The sequence below is a fragment of the Acinetobacter gerneri DSM 14967 = CIP 107464 = MTCC 9824 genome, from assembly GCF_000368565.1.
In the GTDB taxonomy this organism is placed as follows: domain Bacteria; phylum Pseudomonadota; class Gammaproteobacteria; order Pseudomonadales; family Moraxellaceae; genus Acinetobacter; species Acinetobacter gerneri.
Genome location: NZ_KB849539.1, coordinates 46,854 through 65,747, shown reverse-complemented (window position 1 = coordinate 65,747; position 18,894 = coordinate 46,854). Strand labels below are relative to the sequence as shown.

The following is an 18,894-nucleotide window of genomic DNA, read 5'->3' as shown; positions in this document are numbered from 1 at the left end:
AAATCAGTTTGTTAGTTTGAATAAAACAGTATTTTTAAAGTGAATTTTCTAATGGTGCGTATATGAAAATAATATCTCAAAGCTCGACATTCGCTTTATTTTCTATTTTTTTAGCAGGACTGAGTGCTTGTAGTAGCATTCAACCCAATCAAACAAATAAGCTCACAGATGCTGATCATCAAAACTCAAATGCAAAATTACTGATTCATGGCGGTCCAATATTGACTATGCAAGGCATGTCACCACAGTATGTTCAAGCCTTGGTTGTCGACAATGGCCGCATACAATATGCAGGAACGCTAAAACAGGCTGAGCAATATAAAAATAACAACACGCAGATAATCAATTTAAATAATCACACCCTACTCCCGGGTTTTATTGATGCACATAGTCATTTAAATAGCGTCGGTTTACAACAAACCGTTGCAAATCTTTATCCACCACCTGATGGCACAGTGACGGACATCGCTTCACTGATACAAGCAATGAAAGATTGGCAGGCAAAAAACCCTGCATTTATCAAAGCAGCATCGGGCTGGATCATTGGAAATGGCTACGATGATGCTCAAATCAATGAAAAGCGTCATCCGACTGCCGATGATTTGGATAAAATCTCCACGACTCAACCGATTATCATTTTGCATCAATCAGGGCACCTTGCTTCCGTAAACCACAAAGCCCTCGAATTATTAAAAATAGATAAAAATACTGCCAATCCTTCAGGCGGCATTATTCGTCGTAAAAAAAATAGCAATGAGCCAGATGGTGTACTTGAAGAGTCTGCCGTATTTTCAGCAATGGGATTTGCCTTTAGTAAAGTTCCACCTGAAATCATGCAAAATATGGCAAAAACCGCATTAAAAACCTATATGGAAAATGGCTATACCACTGTCCAAGAAGGACGAGCTGATGCAGGTACATCTGAAATGTGGCGAAGCTTTGCTGATATTCGTCAACTGCCGATCGATGTTGTGGTCTATCCTGACATTATGAATGAAAAAGCCTATATGCTGAAAAATGGTACACAGTTGAATTATCAAAACCATTTTCGAATTGGTGGGGTCAAAATCAGTTTAGATGGTTCACCACAAGGTAAAACGGCTTGGCTCAGCCAACCTTATCTGATTCCACCAGAGGGCAAGCCAAAAGATTATCGCGGTTATCCAGCCTACCCTGACACCAAAACTGTTCAAGATGCGATTGATCTGGCTTATCAACATCATTGGCAAATTTTGGCACATGCCAATGGCGATGCTGCCATTGATCAATATTTGGATGCGATTAGTTCAGCCAACAATAAATTTGGTCAAGCCGATCGACGAAATGTCATTATTCATGCGCAAACCATGCGAGAAGATCAACTAGATCGTGCAAAAAAATTGGGATTGATTCCGTCATTTTTCTCACTACACACCTATTACTGGGGTGATTGGCATAAACATGAAACGCTCGGACCTGAACGTTCCAATCGCATCTCACCGACTGCTTCTGCGCTGCGGAAAGGAATTTTATTTACAGAACATCACGATGCTCCAGTCATCCCACCAAAAAGCATGATGACCATCGATACAACCGTAAATCGTATAACTCGTTCAGGCGATGTTTTAGGTGCTGATCAGCGAGTCAGTCCTTATATTGCCTTAAAATCAGTAACAGATTGGGCAGCTTATCAATACTTTGAAGAGAAAGACAAAGGTACACTCGAGTCTGGCAAACTTGCTGATTTTGTGATCTTAGACAAAAATCCTTTGACGGTTCCAAGTACTGATATTAAAAATATTAAAATCTTGGCGACCTATAAAGAGGGTCAAAAAGTCTATTCAACTCAAACTGAAAATGCCCAATAAAACATTTAAAAAAGGAAAAACCAAGATGCGATTTAATAGGTCAAGGACTCAAGGATTTTCAAAGCGCATCTTGGCTGGCTTGTACACATTGAGCGTAGCGCTTTGTGTACATGCAGGCTCAAATGATGAATTTAAGCCTGTATTTCCAAAATACAATCCATCACCCAATATTCACTATAAAATGCTTGTAGAAAATATCGGAAATGTACAATTAAATCAGGGCAAAATCTCAGCCATTGGAGTTGCTATTGATAGCCCATTTTCCGATGATGGGGATTTATATCGCGACTATCAAGATTGTAAATCAAAAGCATGCACGATCAAATTTGAACTCAATGAATCTTTAAGATCACAATTTAAAATCGCTTTTTTACCGGGGATCGGCTCAGTTTTAATGCCTAAAGAATGGATCATCAAACAGGCTGACATGGGACCTTCTGGTGTTGCTTCTGCAATGATCATGAGTCCTAAACAAGATGAAGTCATCACGATTTATAATTCTTCAGCCTGTATCGGCTGTGGTATGCGCCCTGCGACTTTGTATTTTCCGAAACTCATAAAAGAAAGCATCAAAAATGAATATGGTTATATTTCTGATCCACATAAATATATAAATATCGTTCATCCTAAAAATAATGTTGCTTATTTTAGTTATCAAATTCCAAACTATCCAAACAAAACACATGGGCTTGCGTTCTATTCTGATGGTGATTTCAATTTTCAAGAAATCCAAGTCAGCCTGAAACCTGAGCATCAAACATGGGCACGCTATATTTTAAATTTTTATCAAGCGACGCATTTAGATCCCTAAAACGAGAACACATTTAAAGTTGATATAAAACCAAATAGAACATGAAACTTCACTAAAAATGAACGGTCAGTCTGAATCTTTTTTGACCCAATTTTAGTTCTCGTATATATTTTAGGTGATAAACAAAATAATGAAGTGCCACAAGGGGTGCATAATGAAATCAATTTCTGAATGGTTAAACGAGTATAGTGAAAGCCATCAAAACAAAACCAATAAAGCGATCCATTGGGTCTGTGTACCTGCGATCTTATTTTCAATCATTGGTATTCTTGCGCATTTCAGTGCCTTACTCACTGCATTAGTCATTGTATTAACACTGGTTTTTTATGCACGACTGGATATCGTCCTTGCCATAGCTATGGCAGCGTTGATTTTTGTGATGGGCTGGCTCATCTATATCTTGCCTGCAAGCAAAGGACTGTATATCGGAATATTTGTGGTCGCTTGGATTGGACAATTTTATGGACATAAAGTTGAAGGGAAAAAACCTTCATTCTTTAAAGATCTACAGTTTTTACTCATAGGACCTGTCTGGTGTATGGATGCTTATCTAGCAAAAGTTTTGCCTAACTGGAAAAGCCGCCAAAATACAGCATATTTGGCTTAAAAGTTTAAAAAACTTAAAATCATTCAGATTTAAATGGGATGAGTAAATCTTCATCCCATTTTTGGTTTAAAACATAAAAATCAAGATGTAAAATACCGCTAAGCTCAATGCTAAATTCAACAATAAATTCTTAAAAATTAATGCAAATATCACGCAAAATATCGCTGCAATGAAATACGGATCAAGTGGAATTGAACGTAAACTCGAACCATCAAAAAAGACAATCGGTGCGCAAATAGCTGTTAACAAACATGGTGCTGAATAATTCAACATTTTTTCAATCAAAACAGGTAAACGCAATTTGATATTTGGCTCAAGAAACAAATAACGGTTACAAAAGACGATCAGAGCTAAACTCAATAATAGCAACCAAGTCATGCTTTTTGCTCCTGTCTTGAAGTTTGAGTAGCAAATAAAACAGCACAAAACATGCCTAAAACACCTGAAAGCACTGTACCTGCTTCGATATGAAAATATTTAAAAATCAATGCTGAACACATGGAAACCAATGCACCAAACAAACATGCTCGGTTTTTTATCATGGGAATAATCAACAAAATAAAAACTGCGACGATAGAGAAATCGAGGTGTAGCTTTTGCAGGTCGCTGATGGAATGCGCCAATACAATCCCAAGCAAACTAAAAATACACCATGCAAGATAAAAGCACAGCCCTGCACCAAATATATAGGCAAAAGTCAGTTTGTTTTGACGTGTCACAGCAACGGCAAAAAGCTCATCTGTAAGTAAAAAACCGATTAGCAAGCGTTTGAAAAATGGATAATGCATCACTTCTGGTCGAAATTTTAGTGCATAAATAAAATGCTGACTGGTAATGAAAAATACCGTGATAATAATCGTGAATATTGAAGCACCCGCCATGACCAGTCCCAAACTGACCAACTGTGCTGCTCCTGCAAAAACCACAGCAGACATTGCGATAGATTGCCAAATGGATAAACCCGCATTGACTGCCATCGAGCCTGCCAAAATCCCCCATGGCAAAACTGCAATAGACAAAGGTAAAATATCAAGAGCACCTTGATAAAAGGAACGGCTTGCATCGGACTGCCGAGTGAAAGAACTGAGATTCACAATCAATAAACCTAATTTGGCTTTTAATGATATATTTTTAACGTGAATCGTAAACGAGAAATAGAATGAAATTGCGCTTTATTCTGTTTTATATCGATTAACTTTTTAAAGCTGAAATGTACTGTGCTGGTGTCAATCCCATTGCTTTTTTGAAATGTCGATTGAAATGACTTTGATCAGAAAAACCAAGCCCCAAAGCGGTACTGGCAATAGACTCACCATTTTTCATCAATTTTTTTGCTTTAATCAAACGTGTTTGTATCAGCCATGCATGTGGTGGCAAACCGAAAGTCTTTTTAAATTGTCTTAACAAATGCCAAGAACTGAGACCTGCCATTTCTGCAAGTTCAGTCAAGGAATAATCATTTTCAGGGCAGTTCAGAATCAAATCATGAATCATTTGCACTTTTTTTTGTGCATCACTCAGTTCTAGCGGTGTATATTTAGCCTTGGCATGCCGATGCATCAAATGTGCAAGCGTCGAAATATACATACTCTCTTTCAATAAAGAGTTATTTTTTTGTGCTAATAAATCAAAGAGTAAGCAAAGCTGAGCCGCCAATCCTTGATCATTAACCACTGCATCTGGAAACCACGGTGCGGCATTTTTTTGTTTAAAAAAATCTAAGCTTATATCAGCCAACATTTCAGGAGTAGGATAAATCGCACGATAGCCCCACCCTGTTTCTACTGCCGATGAACCTGTATGAATCTCATCGGCATTGACCAAAATGATCTCACCTTTAGGCGCAACATGCAGACGATCAGTGCGATAAAAGCACTGTGCGCCCTCTTCGATCACACCTATGCAATAACCCTCATGCACATGTTTGGAAAATTGGGTTTGCAAATATTTCGCTTTAAGCAGTTCTAAACCACCAAATTCCTTTAAATGTAAAAAATCTACCTGTTCATTGCTATTTTGCATGACTTAACTCTCAATACAATCAATTACCATAGCAAAACTCAGCGATTTTTATAGAATAAAATTGCGCTTGTGTAAAATTTATTGATAAGTTTTACCATCATGTTTTAACCAACCATCAGCATGATGTCCTCTAGGATCACGATGTGTCCAGTGTATCACCCCACCTTGATTGCTATATTCATAATCCCCTTTAAATTGAACTTGATCACCTTTATGTAAATTTTCGATTTTTGGCGCAAGATCGATATTATGCGCAACCAAGACCGTCAAGCCACTCTCTAGTTTTAAAATAAATTTTTGATGTCTCGAACCTTCATTATCATCTTTCAATACTGCTTTTACGATACCCTCAGCCTGAACAGGAACATCTCTTTGCTGCTTTTCATAGGCTTGCTGGATACGTTCCAGCCCCTGTTGATTTGAAGATTGATCACGTGAATCTTGTTTTGAAGTATCCGTTTGGACATAGCCACTTTGGGACTGATTTTGCTCAGGCTTATTGGTTTTATCAAAGCCAAAATACGCCGCAACTGCAAAAATAATCAGTGCGATGATACCGATATTTGATTTATTTCCCATGCAACTTCATTCTCATTTTTTACTGGCTCAAGTGTATTGTAGCTAAAGAAAAATTGTTGGGAAAATATTGTTCTAATTATGATAAAAAGCGACTTTTTAAAACTTAGATTCTCATAAGAAATATTAAATCGCAGATTCAAATCCCAAGTGCAACACACTTGTAGTTAGTTGAAAAAGTTAGGTGTATTCATAGAATCATTAGACTTTTTCAACTCGCAATTGGAAAGCACACAATGAAGAAATACACCCAACTTTCTCAAGATGAAAGATACGAAATTTATGCTACTTTGAAAAGTAAAAGTTCAATCGCTAGCCTTGCTCGGGAGTTAGGGCGTTCACGATCAACCATCTACCGTGAGTTAAAAAGAAATACTGGGCAACGTGGATATAGAGCTCAACAGGCAGCGAAATTTGCAAGTCAAAGACGGTACCATCCTTCATCATCCATGACAGCATTTGCCTTCGCTTATATTGATTACTTAATTGGCTTAGACTGGTCACCAGAACAAATTTCAGGTGCTTTAACACAACGCGGTTGGCTGGATGTACCTTCACATGAGTGGATTTACCAGCACATTTATCAAGATAAATCACAAGGAGGTAACCTCCATCTACACTTAAGGCATCAGAAGAAATATCGAAAACGAGGTTACAAAAACACGGATCGTAGAGGGCAAATCATTGATAAAACAAGTATTCATTGCCGAGACCAGGTCATTGATCAGCGACAACGTTTAGGAGATTTCGAAGGTGATACGGTGATTGGTAAACATCATAAAGGAGCTTTATTAACCCTCGTTGATCGAAAGAGCCTGTACGTACATATTGTTCATTTAGGGTCAACGAGAGCATCCTCTAAAACGATTACTTGTGCATTAGATCGTTTACGAATGAGCCATGCTTATAGTGTAACATTTGATAATGGAAAGGAATTTGCCGAACACAAAAGAATTACTGATGTCGGCATAGATACTTATTTTGCTGATCCTTACAAGTCTATTCAGCGAGCTAGAAATGAAAATACGAATGGTTTAATCCGGCAATATCTGCCAAAATCATCATCGTTTGATGACGTGTCAAACGATGAAATAGAGCAGATAGAATTTTCACTCAACCATCGTCCTAGAAAAACACTAGGCTGGTATACGCCAAGTGAAGTTATGGCTGGTTTTTATACTGTTGCACTTGCTGCTTGAATCCGCCAATCGTTTTAGATTTAACAAAAAAGTTAAAAGCTAAAAAAGATTCCTAATCTAATATAGGGTCTGTTGAAATTTCAAATTGGTTGCGACGTGAGGAGTATACTCCGCAAGGTTTTTTAGGTGATATGAGGCGTAGATTGAGAAATTTAGTGATCTAAATGATCAAACTACAACGAAATAGCATCAAAAAACACTCTCGTCCCGAAGGGTTGTGGCTAAAATTATCTCAGGCATCGTTACGAAATTTGAAAATGGTCTCGCCATTCTCTGCATTTCATGCCTTGCCTGCTCAATTTTAGCCGACAACGCAATTCAGTTATGAAATATCAACAGACCCTAGATATAGGAATCACATTTATGGATTATTTTATACTGATCAAACGTTTCACTACTTCCACACCAACCTCACGTGGTGACTGAGGATTTTGCCCTGTGATAATGCGATCATCGACAACGACATAAGAAGTAAATGGTAAAAAGCCTTGTGAATATCGAGCACCTTTAGATTTCAATTGATCTTCTAGAAAAAATGGCACCTGTTTTTTCATCCCTGAAAGAGATTCTTCACGATTGGAAAACCCTGTGACTTTACGATTTCCAATCAGAGGTTGTCCTTGCTCATCTTTGAGTGCCAAAATCCCTGCAACGCCATGGCACACCGCAGAAACCACCCCACCTTGACGATAGATTTGCTCAGCCAAAGCCGTTAATTCAGGATTATTGGGGAAATCCCACATGACGCCATGCCCACCCGTAAAATAAATTGCTTTATAGTCTGCAGCATTGACTTCACTCGGGTTTAAAGTGTGATTTAACTGCTGCATAAATGCTGGATCAGCGAGATGTACACGTGCGGCTTTATTCATGTAAATCCATTTTTGGCTACGTGCATCCAAAGGTACGGCCCCACCTTGAGGACTAACAAAATCCATCTCATATCCGGCTTGTTGCGCAACATCATAAAAGTGCGTTAACTCAGTGACCCATAACCCTGTTGTGTCTTCACGTGATGGATATTTGGAGTGATTGGTCATCACCACCAAAATTTTGCCTTGCGATTTTGTAGTGACTTGATTCACGGCATTCTCCTGATTTGCTGAAGCAAAAGGCATTGCAAACAACATTGCCAAAACAACGAGTAATTGTTGAACGATATGCGATTGAACGAATCCACGATTGATCATGACGCGACTCTTTGAGTGATTTCAGAGTGAGTATAAGGTTAAAGTTAAGTTGAAGGTAATAGGGCTTATCGTTATTTTTTAATCATTTTAGCTGTTTTAAATATGATTACTAAATGATCATTTTAGAGATCGATATTTTAAATGAAAAACATCGATCTGCTATGACGGAATGTTATTTATTTCCTTATGCTTTTTCAGGCTCAGTCAGATAAATATCCATTAAACGCTGTGCATTTTCACCACAAGTAATGTCTTCAGGTTTATTTTTAATTGAATCAATTAATTGTAAAATGTTTTTTTTATTTTCAGTCAAAGCCTTTTGCATTTGATTGATATCTTTTACTTTTTCTTCTAAAGCACTAATGATCGTATCATGCTGCCAACTAATCATATTGGATGGTACTAAGGCTCTAATCTCTTCCAAACTAAAACCAACTTGTTGTGCTTGTTTAATCAAGAGTAATTGCTGTAAATCATTTGCTGAATATTTGCGATAACCATTGCCCAAGCGTTGAGGTTTAGGCAACAATTTGATCTGTTCATAATAACGAATCGTTGGGCCATTTAAGCCACTCAATTTCGAAAGCTCACTAATATTCATGTCAATTCATCCCGCATACATTCAAGTTTACTTTAGACTTATCCAGATTAAAATTCAATCAAAAAACTTGTTATAAATTTTATTCAAAGCTCTTGACCTTAAAGTTCACTTTAAACTTAGCATAAATTTAACCAAAGAAATTGAGTTAAATCTGATGTCTAAAAAATTCAATATACAACAAGCTTTGCTTGCGCTTGCTATGGGTCTGACTTATACGCACTCATTTGCAACTGATCATCTTGCTCCAGCAAATTCAACTCAATTTATCTCAACACCACAAGAGAATTCCGTGATGCAAAATAGTACAAGTACGCTTTCTTCCCATTTGGTACTTGCAGATCAACCTCAAACACAATATCCGTATGCCACAGAGTTTGTTACAGTTGAGTTTGGCACAAATAAAGTTCAAGTACCTAAAAATGGTTTCTATGATCGTTTTCATTCAAAACCTGATTTAGAGCAAGTCGCAAAGGACTCTCGTATAACTAATGTTGATTTTTTTAGAAAAAATCCCAAACAACTGGTTGATACACGTGTCGGAAAAGTATGGTCTCCAAATTATTATTATCAAAGTAGTCAAGTCCAGTTGTTAATGCTTGCTCCATTGGACAAATTAAAAGCCAAATTGCCTGCCAAAGTTGAAGCATTAAGCCCTATTTTAGGATATGGCTTAGTTTCTCTAACGTTTTATGCCTATGATGTTTGGGATAATGATCCTTATGACGAAGTTTCCGTAGCTGTTGTAGTGCGTCGCCCAAATGCCAAAGGTTCGAATGTGGCTGAGTTAATATCCTCGATTCGCCAGCATGAATTTTATGGTTATGTGTTGGCATTGCCTGTCGACACTGAAATTGCGCGTGTGCGTGGCGTTTATGGATATAACTTACCGAAATGGTTAACTGCGATTGATTTAAATATCGATGATCATATTCAAGCGAATTTATATGATACACAAGGCAACATTGATGTGAGCTTGAATGCTCCAACGCCAAAGTTAAAAACTGTGAAAAATGAATCTCACCTAGAAAAGAAAAACATGCTTAATCAAGTAGATGGAATTTGGTATAGATCATATGTGCAGGCAAATAATTTAACCTTTGCACAAAAAATGTTTCCTAAACATGTAGAACTCAAGCGTAATGGTGGACCTGTGAGTCAGTTACTTGATCAATTGGGTGCGAAGAAAATTTTGCGTATGGATGTGATTAAAGATGCACAATTGGCATTACATATGCCAACGCCAATTGATGAGTGGAATAAATAGTCTTTATATTGCATTGAACAAAAGCGTGCTGGATAACATCATGCTTTTTTATTGCAGAAGTAAAATACGCATATTCGCCAATCTATTCAGTGATTATAAGCAAATGGTACTTTCTGATTTATTTAAAATAGATATCTCACAATGATCAAATATAAAAAAGAGTGCCATTCAACACTCTTTGATTTTTTAAATATCATTTAAGTACTACTTTGCATAACCTTACGATACTGCTTGGTACGTTTCATCATTGCACACTGCTGTAAAATCAACGCCCAAAGTGGAGAAACTTTTGCATTGGTTTGTTGACCTTTGCTCAGTTTGCGTAATTGATATTTCACTGTAGACATATTCGCCACTGAAGCAAGCGTCTTGTTTTTCCAATGAATAGGTTTCAAATGTGGCGTATCTTTATGCCCTGATTTCCATGCATTGGGTAAATTTGGCTCAATCGCCAATGCAGTTGCAATACCCACCATATCAACACCACTTTCAACAACATGTTCCGCAACTTCTTTACGTCTAATTCCACCAGTCACCATGATTGGCATTTTGGCAATTTTTTGAATCTCTGTGGCAAATTCTAAAAAATAAGCCTCACGTGCCAATGTTCTGCCATCTCGTGCCTGACCTTGCATTGCAGGAGCCTCGTAGCTTCCACCAGACAATTCAACCAAATCGACAGCCAAGGTATTTAACATTTCTACAACTTGCTTCGCATCATCAGCACTAAATCCACCACGTTGAAAATCTGCGGAATTTAGTTTAACTGCAACTGCAAAATCTTTAGATACTACAGCACGAGTCGCTTTGACGATTTCAATGAGCAGGCGCGCACGATTTTCCAATGAACCGCCCCAATGGTCTTTACGTTGATTGCTCAAAGGAGATAAAAACTGACTGAGTAAATAGCCATGTGCCGCATGGATTTCTACACCTGTAAAACCCGCTTGTTCAGCAAGTTGTGCTGTATGTGCAAAACGTTGAATGACTTCCTCAATCATAGATTGTGTCATTTCAATAGGAGTATCAAATTTATTGGACATTTTTCCTAAATCAAGGGGAATTGCCGAAGGAGCCCAAGTCTGCTGTCCCAAATTGGATTGCATTTGTCGACCCGGATGATTAATTTGCATCCAGACCTGAGCACCTTTAGAACGCGCTATTTTCGCCCATTGTTGAAATGCTGGCAGATGCTGATCATTCTCCAATACCACCCCACCCGGTCCAGTCATCGCACGACGATCGACCATGACATTACCCGTAATCATTAAACCAACACCGCCATCAGCCCAAACTCGATATAAATTAAATAATTTTTGTTCTGGAAGTTGATCAATATTCGCCATATTTTCTTCCATTGCCGCTTTAGCAAGTCTGTTTGGAATGACCTGTCCATTTGGAAGAACGAGTGATTTAAAAATATGCATAAGTTGTATCTCTATTGAGTTAGGATACACTCTAAGATTAAAGTAAACTTTAAGGTCAAGCACTTAATCCAAATTTATTTCAAAAAAAAGAGCTACCCTTGGGTAGCCCTAAATGACATTAAACTTTCAACGATCAATTAACTTTGGATAAATGCCAACAAATCAGGGTTAATCGTTTCAGCATTTACAGTCAACATACCATGTGAAAAACCTGGATAGACTTTCAATGTACCATTCTGTACCAATTCTGCTGATAATTTTCCTGAGATCTCAAACGGTACAACTTGGTCATCATCACCATGCATAACGAGCACTGGGACTGAGATTTTTTTCAGATCTTCAGTAAAGTCGGTTTGTGAAAATGCAACAATACCGTCGTAATGAGCTTTTGCACCACCCATCATGCCCTGACGCCACCAGTTTTGAATCACGGGTTCTGAAACTTTGGCACCTGCACGATTAAACCCATAAAATGGTCCTTCAGGTACAGCACGATAAAATTCTGCACGATTGTTAAATAATTGATTTTGAAAATCATCAAATACTGCTTTCGGTAAACCATTTGGATTATTTTCAGTTTTTACCATTAGAGGAGGTACAGAACTGACTAAAACAGCTTTAGAAACGTGTGCTTCACCATGTTTTGCAATATAGTGCGCAACCTCTCCACCACCTGTCGAATGACCAATATGCACTGCTTTGTTAATACCCAAATGTTTAACAACGGCAGCAACATCATCGGCATAATGATCCATATCATGCCCATCCCATACTTGAGATGAACGACCATGCCCACGTCGATCATGCGCTACAACACGATATCCTTTTCCGAGAAAATAGAGTAATTGCGCGTCCCAATCATCAGAACTTAACGGCCAGCCATGATGGAAAAATAATACTTCCGCATCACGTGGTCCCCAGTCCTTATAGAAAATTTCAACTCCATCATTTGTTGTAACGTAGCTCATGTAATGACTCCTTAGATAAAATTAAGTTTTACTAAATAATTTGTTTAGTTTTATTCAAAATTATCTTATCTTTAAAGCGCACTTTAAGGTAAATACTTTTTACTTCACAGGAATGGATATTTGTAAGAAAGGTATGCAATGTCAGTATTTGTATCGTTATCGATTTACCCTAAATACAATAAGCTCGTTAGAAAAAATTATGGGTCGTGAAAATATCGAAAGACCTATTTCATTTAAAATATTCAATCATTTATAAAAAAATACTAAAATTCTGATGAATTGATATCACAAATAGGACTAGAGAATAGATTTATATAAGCATAAGCAATCAATATTGAATCTAAAATCCTGCCTGCTTGAGTATTTTCTCTATTTAAATACCACAAAAATTGAAAATAAACTCTATATTTAATTTTATTGAGATTTTTTTTTAATTGTACCGCCTATCAGGTATACAAAATTAATTGAAATTTCAACTATTATTTATCCAATTAAAAGCGCATTATGAATAACACACTATGATAAAAGAGCGTATAAAATGAACAAAAAGTATGAGTTTTATACATTGCAGCAAATCTACTATTTTTTACTTGAGCGCCCTAACTTTTTGAATACAGGAGAATTCAATAAAATTCAGGCTTTTTTTGCAGAATGCCATGATGGAGATAGCACTAGTTTTAAATTCACTCCCCCTTTTAAATTTTCCGGTCAGTTTGGTGATAAACAAGAAATATCTATTCGATTGGCCCCAGAATTCAGTGATCGAGACATTTTTTTAAAATGGTCTGAAAATATCCTGAATTGAATATTATATATTTAAACCTGTAGTCAGCCCTTTTGTCGTCGTGGCTCTGGGGGTGATATTCGGTCTGAGGTTTTAGCATGAAAAAATCATTCAGACACCAAAGTAGAAACCAATACAATTACCTAGAATATGAAATTGTTTACTTTATTTTTGTAGAGAAGCTTTATTTTTAAATTAGTTGTTTAGATCAATACATTCAACTCCCGAAAAAATATCCCTCCTTATCGCATCAATGCTGTTTCAGTTCCAAAACTAAGTTTCTGTTTTATTTTTATGAAATTTTAAATTACTCTCACCCGTCCCGACATTTCATTTCTTGCTGTTTGTTTTAAGCAGCAGAAAAAAGTCCAGTGATGAAATGTGACGACGGACACAAATTTATAAACTCCGATCAACCATAAAAAAAGCCCCCGAAAGGAGGCTTTTTCACAAAATAATTTTAAAAATTATTTTGCAGCAGCTTGAGCAGCAGCAACTTCTTCAGCGAAGCTTAATTCTGCTTTTTTCTCAATACCTTCACCTACTTCGAAGCGAACGAATTGAGCAACAGTAGTACCAGTTGCTTTCAAGATTTCAGCAACTTTTTTGTCGTTGTCGATAACGTATTGTTGACGTTCTAAAACAACTTCGTTCAAGTATTTTTCAACTGAACCAGTAACCATTTTTTCAACGATGTTTGCAGGTTTACCAGATTCCAATGCTTTAGCTTCAGCGATTTCTTTTTCTTTCGCGATAAGATCAGCAGGAACTTGATCAGCAGAAACAGCAACTGGGTTGAATGCAGCAATGTGCATAGCCAAACCTTTACCAGTTTCAGCATCACCTGTGTAAGATACAACTACACCGATTTTTAAACCGTGTTTGTATACTGCAAGGTTTTCACCTTCAATAATGCTTGCACGACGAACTTGGATGTTTTCACCGATTTTTTGAACAAGCGCAATACGAGCTTCTTCTACAGTATGACCATCAGCAAGTTTAAGTTCAGCAATTTTAGCAGCATCAGTTTCATTTGCAGCCAAAGCAGCTTTAGCTACTTGCTCAGAGAAACCTGCAAAGTTACCGTCTTTAGCAACGAAGTCAGTTTGGCAGTTAACTTCTACCAAAATTGCTTTGTTACCTTCTTGAACGATAGTAATCGCGCCATCAGCAGCAATGTTACCTGCTTTTTTAGCAGCTTTTGCTTGACCTGATTTACGAAGGTTATCAATCGCTAATTCGATGTCACCGTCTGCTTCTGTCAATGCTTTTTTGCATTCCATCATAGCAAGACCAGTACGGTCACGTAATTCTTTTACCATGCTCGCAGTAACTGCAGTCATGTTATTCTCCTAAATACGGTAGAAATATCAATCTTTTAAACAAAAACGACCCAAAATTGATCTGGGCCGTTTTGTGCTTTCTTGACGCTTAATTTGCCAGCATTACATGTCGCAAAAATGACAAAGCTGCGTCAAAACGCATTAAGCCTCAGGAGCTTCTTTAGCTGCTTCTTCGCCTTTTGCTTGAGCATTAGCTTGAGTTTGAGCGTATTCTTTACCAGCAAGAATCGCATCAGCCATAGCTGAAGCATAAAGTGTTACTGCACGAATCGCATCATCATTACCAGGAATAACGAAATCTACGTCATCTGGGTTTGAGTTAGTATCAACGATACCGATTACAGGAATACCAAGGTTTTTAGCTTCTTTAATCGCAATTGCTTCATGATCAACGTCGATAATGAATAATGCGTCAGGTAAACCACCCATGTTTTTAACGCCGCCTAAAGAGCGTTCAAGTTTTTCCATCTCACGAGTACGTTCTAAAGCTTCACGTTTAGTAAGCTTAGCAAAAGTACCGTCTTGAGATTGAGTTTGAAGATCTTTTAAACGGTTGATTGACTGACGGAGAGTTTTCCAGTTAGTCAACATACCACCCAACCAACGGTGATCTACATATGGTTGACCAGCGCGTTGAGCTTGTTCACGGATGATATTAGAAGCAGCACGTTTAGTACCAACGAATAATACTTTGTTCTTTTTGCTAGCAAGATTGTTAACAAAGTTCAATGCATCATTTAACGCAGGAACAGTGTGTTCTAAGTTAATGATATGAATTTTGTTACGCGCACCAAAAATGTATTGACGCATTTTTGGGTTCCAGAAGCGAGTTTGGTGACCAAAGTGCGCACCAGCTTGAAGAAGGTCGCGCATACTTACGTTGTAATCTGCCATTTTCTATATACCTTAAGTTTGGGTTAGGCCTCCATATATCCGCATTCTCCACCTTTAAAAGGCACCCAGAGTAATGTGACGATATATGTGCGGATTTTAGTTTCACCATTTATCATATTTTTTAAGTGAATATTATTTTAAAAACCAGCCTTAAAACTTGTCTCAAAAATTATTCACGAAAAGCATTTGATAAAATGGGCGGCTATTTATACCATATACACCTACAAATTTCCAAAAGTTTTTAAAGATCATGAATAGTACTTACGAAGCTCCACGTCGATTAATCAAAACTGCAGACGAAATTGAAAAGATGCGTGTGGCGGGAAGACTGGCGGCAGAAGTCTTGGATATGATCAAACCACATATTAAAGCAGGTGTCAGCACACTCGAACTCGATACAATTTGTCACGATTATATCGTCAATGTCCAAAATGCAATCCCAGCTTGTTTAGGTTATGGTGCAGCTCCAGGTCGCCCTGCTTTTCAGCATGTGATTTGTACTTCAGTGAACCATGTGGTTTGTCACGGTATCCCTTCTGAATCAAAAATCTTAAAAAATGGTGACATTTTAAATATCGACGTCACTGTAATCAAAGATGGTTACCACGGCGATACCAATATGATGTACGTCATTGGTGAAGGTTCTGTACTTGCAAATCGTATTTGTCATGTTGCTCAAGAAGCCATGTATCGTGGTATCGCAACTGTTAAACCGGGTTCAACCATTGGTGATATTGGCGCGGCGATCCAAAAATACGTTGAATCAGAGCGCTTCAGTGTCGTCCGTGAATACTGTGGTCACGGTATCGGTACTGTTTTCCATGATGAACCACAAGTTTTGCACTATGGTCAGCAAAATACAGGCATGGTACTTGAAGAAGGTATGACTTTTACCATCGAGCCAATGGTCAATGCGGGTGTTTGGCAAACTCGTTTGATGGGTGACAAATGGACTGTTGTAACCAAAGATCATAAATTGTCTGCTCAATATGAACATACTTTATTGGTCACAAAAGACGGTGTAGAAGTACTTACAGCACGTCCTGAAGAAGATCTTTCGCGCTTCAAAAACTAAACTGTCATTGACCTTAGATGAAGGTTTATGGAATAAAAGGTCATACATATTATGGCCTTTTTTATTAAACTCTAAGCTTCTAAAAACTCATTTAATTGATTTATAATAAAATATATTAATCATCAATATAATTTACAACATTCAAATTCTGTAACATTATGCAATCTTCATTACATGAGACCACTATTTTTTTACTTAAACCCCTCAAAAACGTATGTAATTACACAAAGCTTAAAGAAAAGCGTATTTAAACCCTACATTCAATTTTCGAATAATCTTAAATAATGGCGACTTATAAAAACACGAACGATTGATCGGACATGGAGTCCCCTTATGAAAAAAGTTATTTTATATCTCGCTACTTCAGCTTCTATCTTTGGAGTTTCAGGGCATTTATTTGCAGACTCACCCTACTTTAGCTTAAAGGATGGTGATGGCTTTAAGCGTTTCTCTATCTCTGCAGGTTGGTTACATGCCGCGCCACAAGGTGATCCTAATGGTGTAAATATCAACACTGTTGTATCAAAAGGTGACTATGCTGTAGGCGATGTGCAATTGGATACAGTTACGAATGCAATTGCCGATACTGAAGATGGAAATGCTAAAAAATCAAAGCTTCAGCAAATAGCGAAGTTGGGTGAAACATTAGGTTTAATAAAAAATGGCACATTAACTGCTGACATGAGTGGTAAAGCAAATATCACGAGCTTAGACAGTTGGAGTAATGCAAATGCTGGCTTGAAAGCTGAAGATGTCGATACTTTCGGTATTATGAGCAACTACTTTTTTACCGATAATATTTCATTGGAAATCAAAGCTGGGGTTCCGCCTAAAGTAGATATTAAAGGTGAAGGACAAATTAATGCACCTGTTCTTGGTACTGCTACGCCTGAAGGTAAGCTTCCTCCTGGCTTAGTTAACTCAATCGCTAATGGATTAATCAATGGTATCGGAGGGATTCCTTTAGATACCCAGATTCCAATCACCAACTTAGCACAATCTAAAAAAGCGGCTTCCGCTACGGCTTGGTTACCTGCTGCTGAGCTGCATTATCAATTTGGTAAAACTGGGGTCAATAAATTTAGGCCTTATGTGGGTGTCGGGGTAATGTATGCACACTTTACGCATTTAAAACTTGATGATGCAATTGGCAATGACCTCATCGCCGCTGGTCATATGATCCAAAATGTTTTAGATGGCAAGGCTGGTGCGGCATTGGATGGTAAAACATCTTCAGCAAACCCTAAAATCAAAGTTGAAGCTGATGATGCTTGGGCCCCAATCGCCACTTTAGGGGCAACCTATGACTTCAACCCAAATTGGTTTGCAGTAGGTTCTGTCAGCTATGCACCAATGAGTAGTGATGCAAAAATTACGATTTCCGACTCAAACACAGGAAAACAGTTGATTAGTGCTAAAACTAAAATCGATATTGACCCTCTGATTACCTATGTCGGTGTGGGTTATCGCTTCTAAATAGGACTTCGTTTTAGACTTATAAAGCGATCTTAGATCGCTTTATTTATTTTGACAGTCTCCAATGGCTCAATTTTCCTGCATAAACTCACGTACTGTTTCAAGTATTTTCACTGCTAAATCATGATCAACAGAACGTGCTAATGTTAATGCGCCAGAAAGTAAACTCAGCTGTACTAGCGCATTTTTAGAAAATTCTTGTTGCGCCTCACCAGCATCAAGTTCAGATAAGATTTTCAGTAAAGCCTCTACCCCATCCTGAAAAGATCGCTTGACTGGTTTCTCGCTTGGCTCTCTCGCAACATCAATACTTAATGTAGATAAAGGACAGCTTGTACCCGGATTTTCTAAATTTTGCTCTGACAAATAACGATTAAAAATTGCTTTTAATGCCCCACGGTCATCTTCTGAAGTATCAACAATATTTTGCCATTTCCTCACTGACTGCTCAAAGGTATCCTTACAAGCGATATCAATGAGTTCATCTTTGCTTTGAAAATGCTTATAGAAACCTCCATGCGTCAATCCAGCAGCATGCATAAGATCTGAAACACTCACAGCAAATCCACGATCTCGAATCAGATGAGAGGTGATATTTTCAATTTTTTTTCTATTTTCAGCCGCCAATTGTTTTGATACACGAGGCATAATGCGAATTCCTATCCAAATTTAGCAAAAAAATCACATGATTATTCAAATTAAAACTAATTAAAAAAAATATAGAACCTGATTATAGATTATGATTATAATCTATTTCTATATTTTTGTATCGTTTAAGCTACTTCTTGATATTCTCAAGATGAATAGACA

19 protein-coding genes are annotated in these 18,894 nt (G+C 37.6%); 8 read left to right on the top strand and 11 right to left on the bottom strand.

Features of this window, described 5'->3' with window-relative positions:
• Positions 1–62 precede the first annotated feature (62 nt).
• From F960_RS04605 to F960_RS04595, 3 genes are all read left to right on the top strand, one after another.
• The gene (locus F960_RS04605) at positions 63–1,847 is read left to right on the top strand and encodes an amidohydrolase (RefSeq protein ID WP_004859036.1); all 1,785 of its coding nucleotides are present in this window, start codon (positions 63–65) and stop codon (positions 1,845–1,847) included.
• A gap of 25 nt (positions 1,848–1,872) precedes the next feature.
• The gene (locus tag F960_RS04600; protein ID WP_004859033.1) at positions 1,873–2,658 is read left to right on the top strand and encodes a DUF4850 domain-containing protein; all 786 of its coding nucleotides are present in this window, start codon (positions 1,873–1,875) and stop codon (positions 2,656–2,658) included.
• 154 nt (positions 2,659–2,812) lie between these two features.
• Complete coding sequence (locus F960_RS04595) at positions 2,813–3,265, top strand: Mpo1 family 2-hydroxy fatty acid dioxygenase (protein ID WP_004859028.1); 453 nt, start codon at positions 2,813–2,815, stop codon at positions 3,263–3,265.
• A gap of 66 nt (positions 3,266–3,331) precedes the next feature.
• Here the strand turns inward: F960_RS04595 and F960_RS04590 are convergent, their stop codons facing one another.
• The 4 genes from F960_RS04590 to F960_RS04575 form a co-directional block, all read right to left on the bottom strand.
• A complete protein-coding gene (locus F960_RS04590; RefSeq protein ID WP_004859027.1) occupies positions 3,332–3,643 on the bottom strand; it encodes an AzlD domain-containing protein in 312 nt (103 codons plus the stop codon).
• A complete protein-coding gene (locus F960_RS04585; protein ID WP_004859025.1) occupies positions 3,640–4,359 on the bottom strand; it encodes an AzlC family ABC transporter permease in 720 nt (239 codons plus the stop codon). Before F960_RS04585 ends, F960_RS04590 begins: the two co-directional genes overlap by 4 nt.
• Before the next feature lie 97 nt (positions 4,360–4,456).
• Positions 4,457–5,287 (bottom strand): AraC family transcriptional regulator, encoded by an 831-nt coding sequence (locus F960_RS04580; protein WP_004859022.1) that lies wholly within the window; start codon positions 5,285–5,287, stop codon positions 4,457–4,459.
• Between the two features lie 78 nt (positions 5,288–5,365).
• Positions 5,366–5,866 carry a DUF3465 domain-containing protein gene (locus tag F960_RS04575; protein WP_004859018.1) on the bottom strand — a complete coding sequence of 167 codons (501 nt, stop codon included), beginning with the start codon at positions 5,864–5,866 and terminating at the stop codon, positions 5,366–5,368.
• A gap of 233 nt (positions 5,867–6,099) precedes the next feature.
• Between F960_RS04575 and F960_RS04570 the strand changes: the two genes are divergently transcribed.
• Positions 6,100–7,062 carry an IS30 family transposase gene (locus tag F960_RS04570; protein WP_004854881.1) on the top strand — a complete coding sequence of 321 codons (963 nt, stop codon included), beginning with the start codon at positions 6,100–6,102 and terminating at the stop codon, positions 7,060–7,062.
• Positions 7,063–7,430: 368 nt separating this feature from the next.
• Here the strand turns inward: F960_RS04570 and F960_RS04565 are convergent, their stop codons facing one another.
• Positions 7,431–8,180 carry a type 1 glutamine amidotransferase domain-containing protein gene (locus F960_RS04565; RefSeq protein WP_228134729.1) on the bottom strand — a complete coding sequence of 250 codons (750 nt, stop codon included), beginning with the start codon at positions 8,178–8,180 and terminating at the stop codon, positions 7,431–7,433.
• Between the two features lie 256 nt (positions 8,181–8,436).
• Positions 8,437–8,853, bottom strand: coding sequence for a MerR family transcriptional regulator (locus tag F960_RS04560; protein WP_004859010.1), 417 nt, complete (start codon positions 8,851–8,853; stop codon positions 8,437–8,439).
• Between the two features lie 154 nt (positions 8,854–9,007).
• Between F960_RS04560 and F960_RS04555 the strand changes: the two genes are divergently transcribed.
• Positions 9,008–10,117, top strand: coding sequence for an acetoacetate decarboxylase family protein (locus F960_RS04555; protein WP_004859007.1), 1,110 nt, complete (start codon positions 9,008–9,010; stop codon positions 10,115–10,117).
• Positions 10,118–10,314: 197 nt separating this feature from the next.
• On the opposite strand, the gene F960_RS04550 is transcribed toward F960_RS04555, so the two are convergent.
• Both F960_RS04550 and F960_RS04545 read right to left on the bottom strand, forming a co-directional pair.
• Positions 10,315–11,544 carry an NADH:flavin oxidoreductase/NADH oxidase family protein gene (locus F960_RS04550; RefSeq protein ID WP_004859005.1) on the bottom strand — a complete coding sequence of 410 codons (1,230 nt, stop codon included), beginning with the start codon at positions 11,542–11,544 and terminating at the stop codon, positions 10,315–10,317.
• 137 nt (positions 11,545–11,681) lie between these two features.
• Positions 11,682–12,512 (bottom strand): alpha/beta fold hydrolase, encoded by an 831-nt coding sequence (locus tag F960_RS04545; protein WP_004859002.1) that lies wholly within the window; start codon positions 12,510–12,512, stop codon positions 11,682–11,684.
• Positions 12,513–13,050: 538 nt separating this feature from the next.
• On the opposite strand from F960_RS04545, the gene F960_RS04540 reads away from it, so the two are divergent.
• Positions 13,051–13,317, top strand: coding sequence for a hypothetical protein (locus F960_RS04540; protein WP_004858999.1), 267 nt, complete (start codon positions 13,051–13,053; stop codon positions 13,315–13,317).
• Positions 13,318–13,763: 446 nt separating this feature from the next.
• On the opposite strand, the gene tsf is transcribed toward F960_RS04540, so the two are convergent.
• Both tsf and rpsB read right to left on the bottom strand, forming a co-directional pair.
• The gene (tsf, locus tag F960_RS04535) at positions 13,764–14,639 is read right to left on the bottom strand and encodes a translation elongation factor Ts (RefSeq protein WP_004858996.1); all 876 of its coding nucleotides are present in this window, start codon (positions 14,637–14,639) and stop codon (positions 13,764–13,766) included.
• Between the two features lie 141 nt (positions 14,640–14,780).
• Positions 14,781–15,533, bottom strand: coding sequence for a 30S ribosomal protein S2 (gene rpsB / locus F960_RS04530; protein ID WP_004858993.1), 753 nt, complete (start codon positions 15,531–15,533; stop codon positions 14,781–14,783).
• A 250-nt stretch (positions 15,534–15,783) separates the two neighbouring features.
• Here rpsB and map point away from each other — a divergent pair, with 250 nt between their 5' ends.
• Both map and F960_RS04520 read left to right on the top strand, forming a co-directional pair.
• Positions 15,784–16,608 (top strand): type I methionyl aminopeptidase, encoded by an 825-nt coding sequence (gene map, locus F960_RS04525; protein ID WP_004858989.1) that lies wholly within the window; start codon positions 15,784–15,786, stop codon positions 16,606–16,608.
• Between the two features lie 333 nt (positions 16,609–16,941).
• Entirely contained in the window at positions 16,942–18,084 is a 1,143-nt protein-coding gene (locus F960_RS04520; protein ID WP_004858987.1) for an OmpW/AlkL family protein, read from the top strand.
• A 69-nt stretch (positions 18,085–18,153) separates the two neighbouring features.
• Here the strand turns inward: F960_RS04520 and F960_RS04515 are convergent, their stop codons facing one another.
• Entirely contained in the window at positions 18,154–18,732 is a 579-nt protein-coding gene (locus F960_RS04515; protein WP_004858985.1) for a TetR/AcrR family transcriptional regulator, read from the bottom strand.
• Positions 18,733–18,894 lie beyond the last annotated feature (162 nt).

Coding starts and splice junctions, on each gene's coding strand:
- F960_RS04580 (WP_004859022.1), bottom strand. CDS start 5,287: ATGCAAAATAGCAATGAACAGGTAGATTTTTTACATTTAAAGGAATTT.
- F960_RS04560 (WP_004859010.1), bottom strand. CDS start 8,853: ATGAATATTAGTGAGCTTTCGAAATTGAGTGGCTTAAATGGCCCAACG.
- F960_RS04550 (WP_004859005.1), bottom strand. CDS start 11,544: ATGCATATTTTTAAATCACTCGTTCTTCCAAATGGACAGGTCATTCCA.
- F960_RS04570 (WP_004854881.1), top strand. CDS start 6,100: ATGAAGAAATACACCCAACTTTCTCAAGATGAAAGATACGAAATTTAT.
- F960_RS04595 (WP_004859028.1), top strand. CDS start 2,813: ATGAAATCAATTTCTGAATGGTTAAACGAGTATAGTGAAAGCCATCAA.
- F960_RS04540 (WP_004858999.1), top strand. CDS start 13,051: ATGAACAAAAAGTATGAGTTTTATACATTGCAGCAAATCTACTATTTT.
- F960_RS04520 (WP_004858987.1), top strand. CDS start 16,942: ATGAAAAAAGTTATTTTATATCTCGCTACTTCAGCTTCTATCTTTGGA.
- rpsB (WP_004858993.1), bottom strand. CDS start 15,533: ATGGCAGATTACAACGTAAGTATGCGCGACCTTCTTCAAGCTGGTGCG.
- F960_RS04515 (WP_004858985.1), bottom strand. CDS start 18,732: ATGCCTCGTGTATCAAAACAATTGGCGGCTGAAAATAGAAAAAAAATT.
- F960_RS04555 (WP_004859007.1), top strand. CDS start 9,008: ATGTCTAAAAAATTCAATATACAACAAGCTTTGCTTGCGCTTGCTATG.
- F960_RS04575 (WP_004859018.1), bottom strand. CDS start 5,866: ATGGGAAATAAATCAAATATCGGTATCATCGCACTGATTATTTTTGCA.
- F960_RS04545 (WP_004859002.1), bottom strand. CDS start 12,512: ATGAGCTACGTTACAACAAATGATGGAGTTGAAATTTTCTATAAGGAC.
- F960_RS04590 (WP_004859027.1), bottom strand. CDS start 3,643: ATGACTTGGTTGCTATTATTGAGTTTAGCTCTGATCGTCTTTTGTAAC.
- F960_RS04565 (WP_228134729.1), bottom strand. CDS start 8,180: ATGCCTTTTGCTTCAGCAAATCAGGAGAATGCCGTGAATCAAGTCACT.
- F960_RS04600 (WP_004859033.1), top strand. CDS start 1,873: ATGCGATTTAATAGGTCAAGGACTCAAGGATTTTCAAAGCGCATCTTG.
- map (WP_004858989.1), top strand. CDS start 15,784: ATGAATAGTACTTACGAAGCTCCACGTCGATTAATCAAAACTGCAGAC.
- F960_RS04605 (WP_004859036.1), top strand. CDS start 63: ATGAAAATAATATCTCAAAGCTCGACATTCGCTTTATTTTCTATTTTT.
- tsf (WP_004858996.1), bottom strand. CDS start 14,639: ATGACTGCAGTTACTGCGAGCATGGTAAAAGAATTACGTGACCGTACT.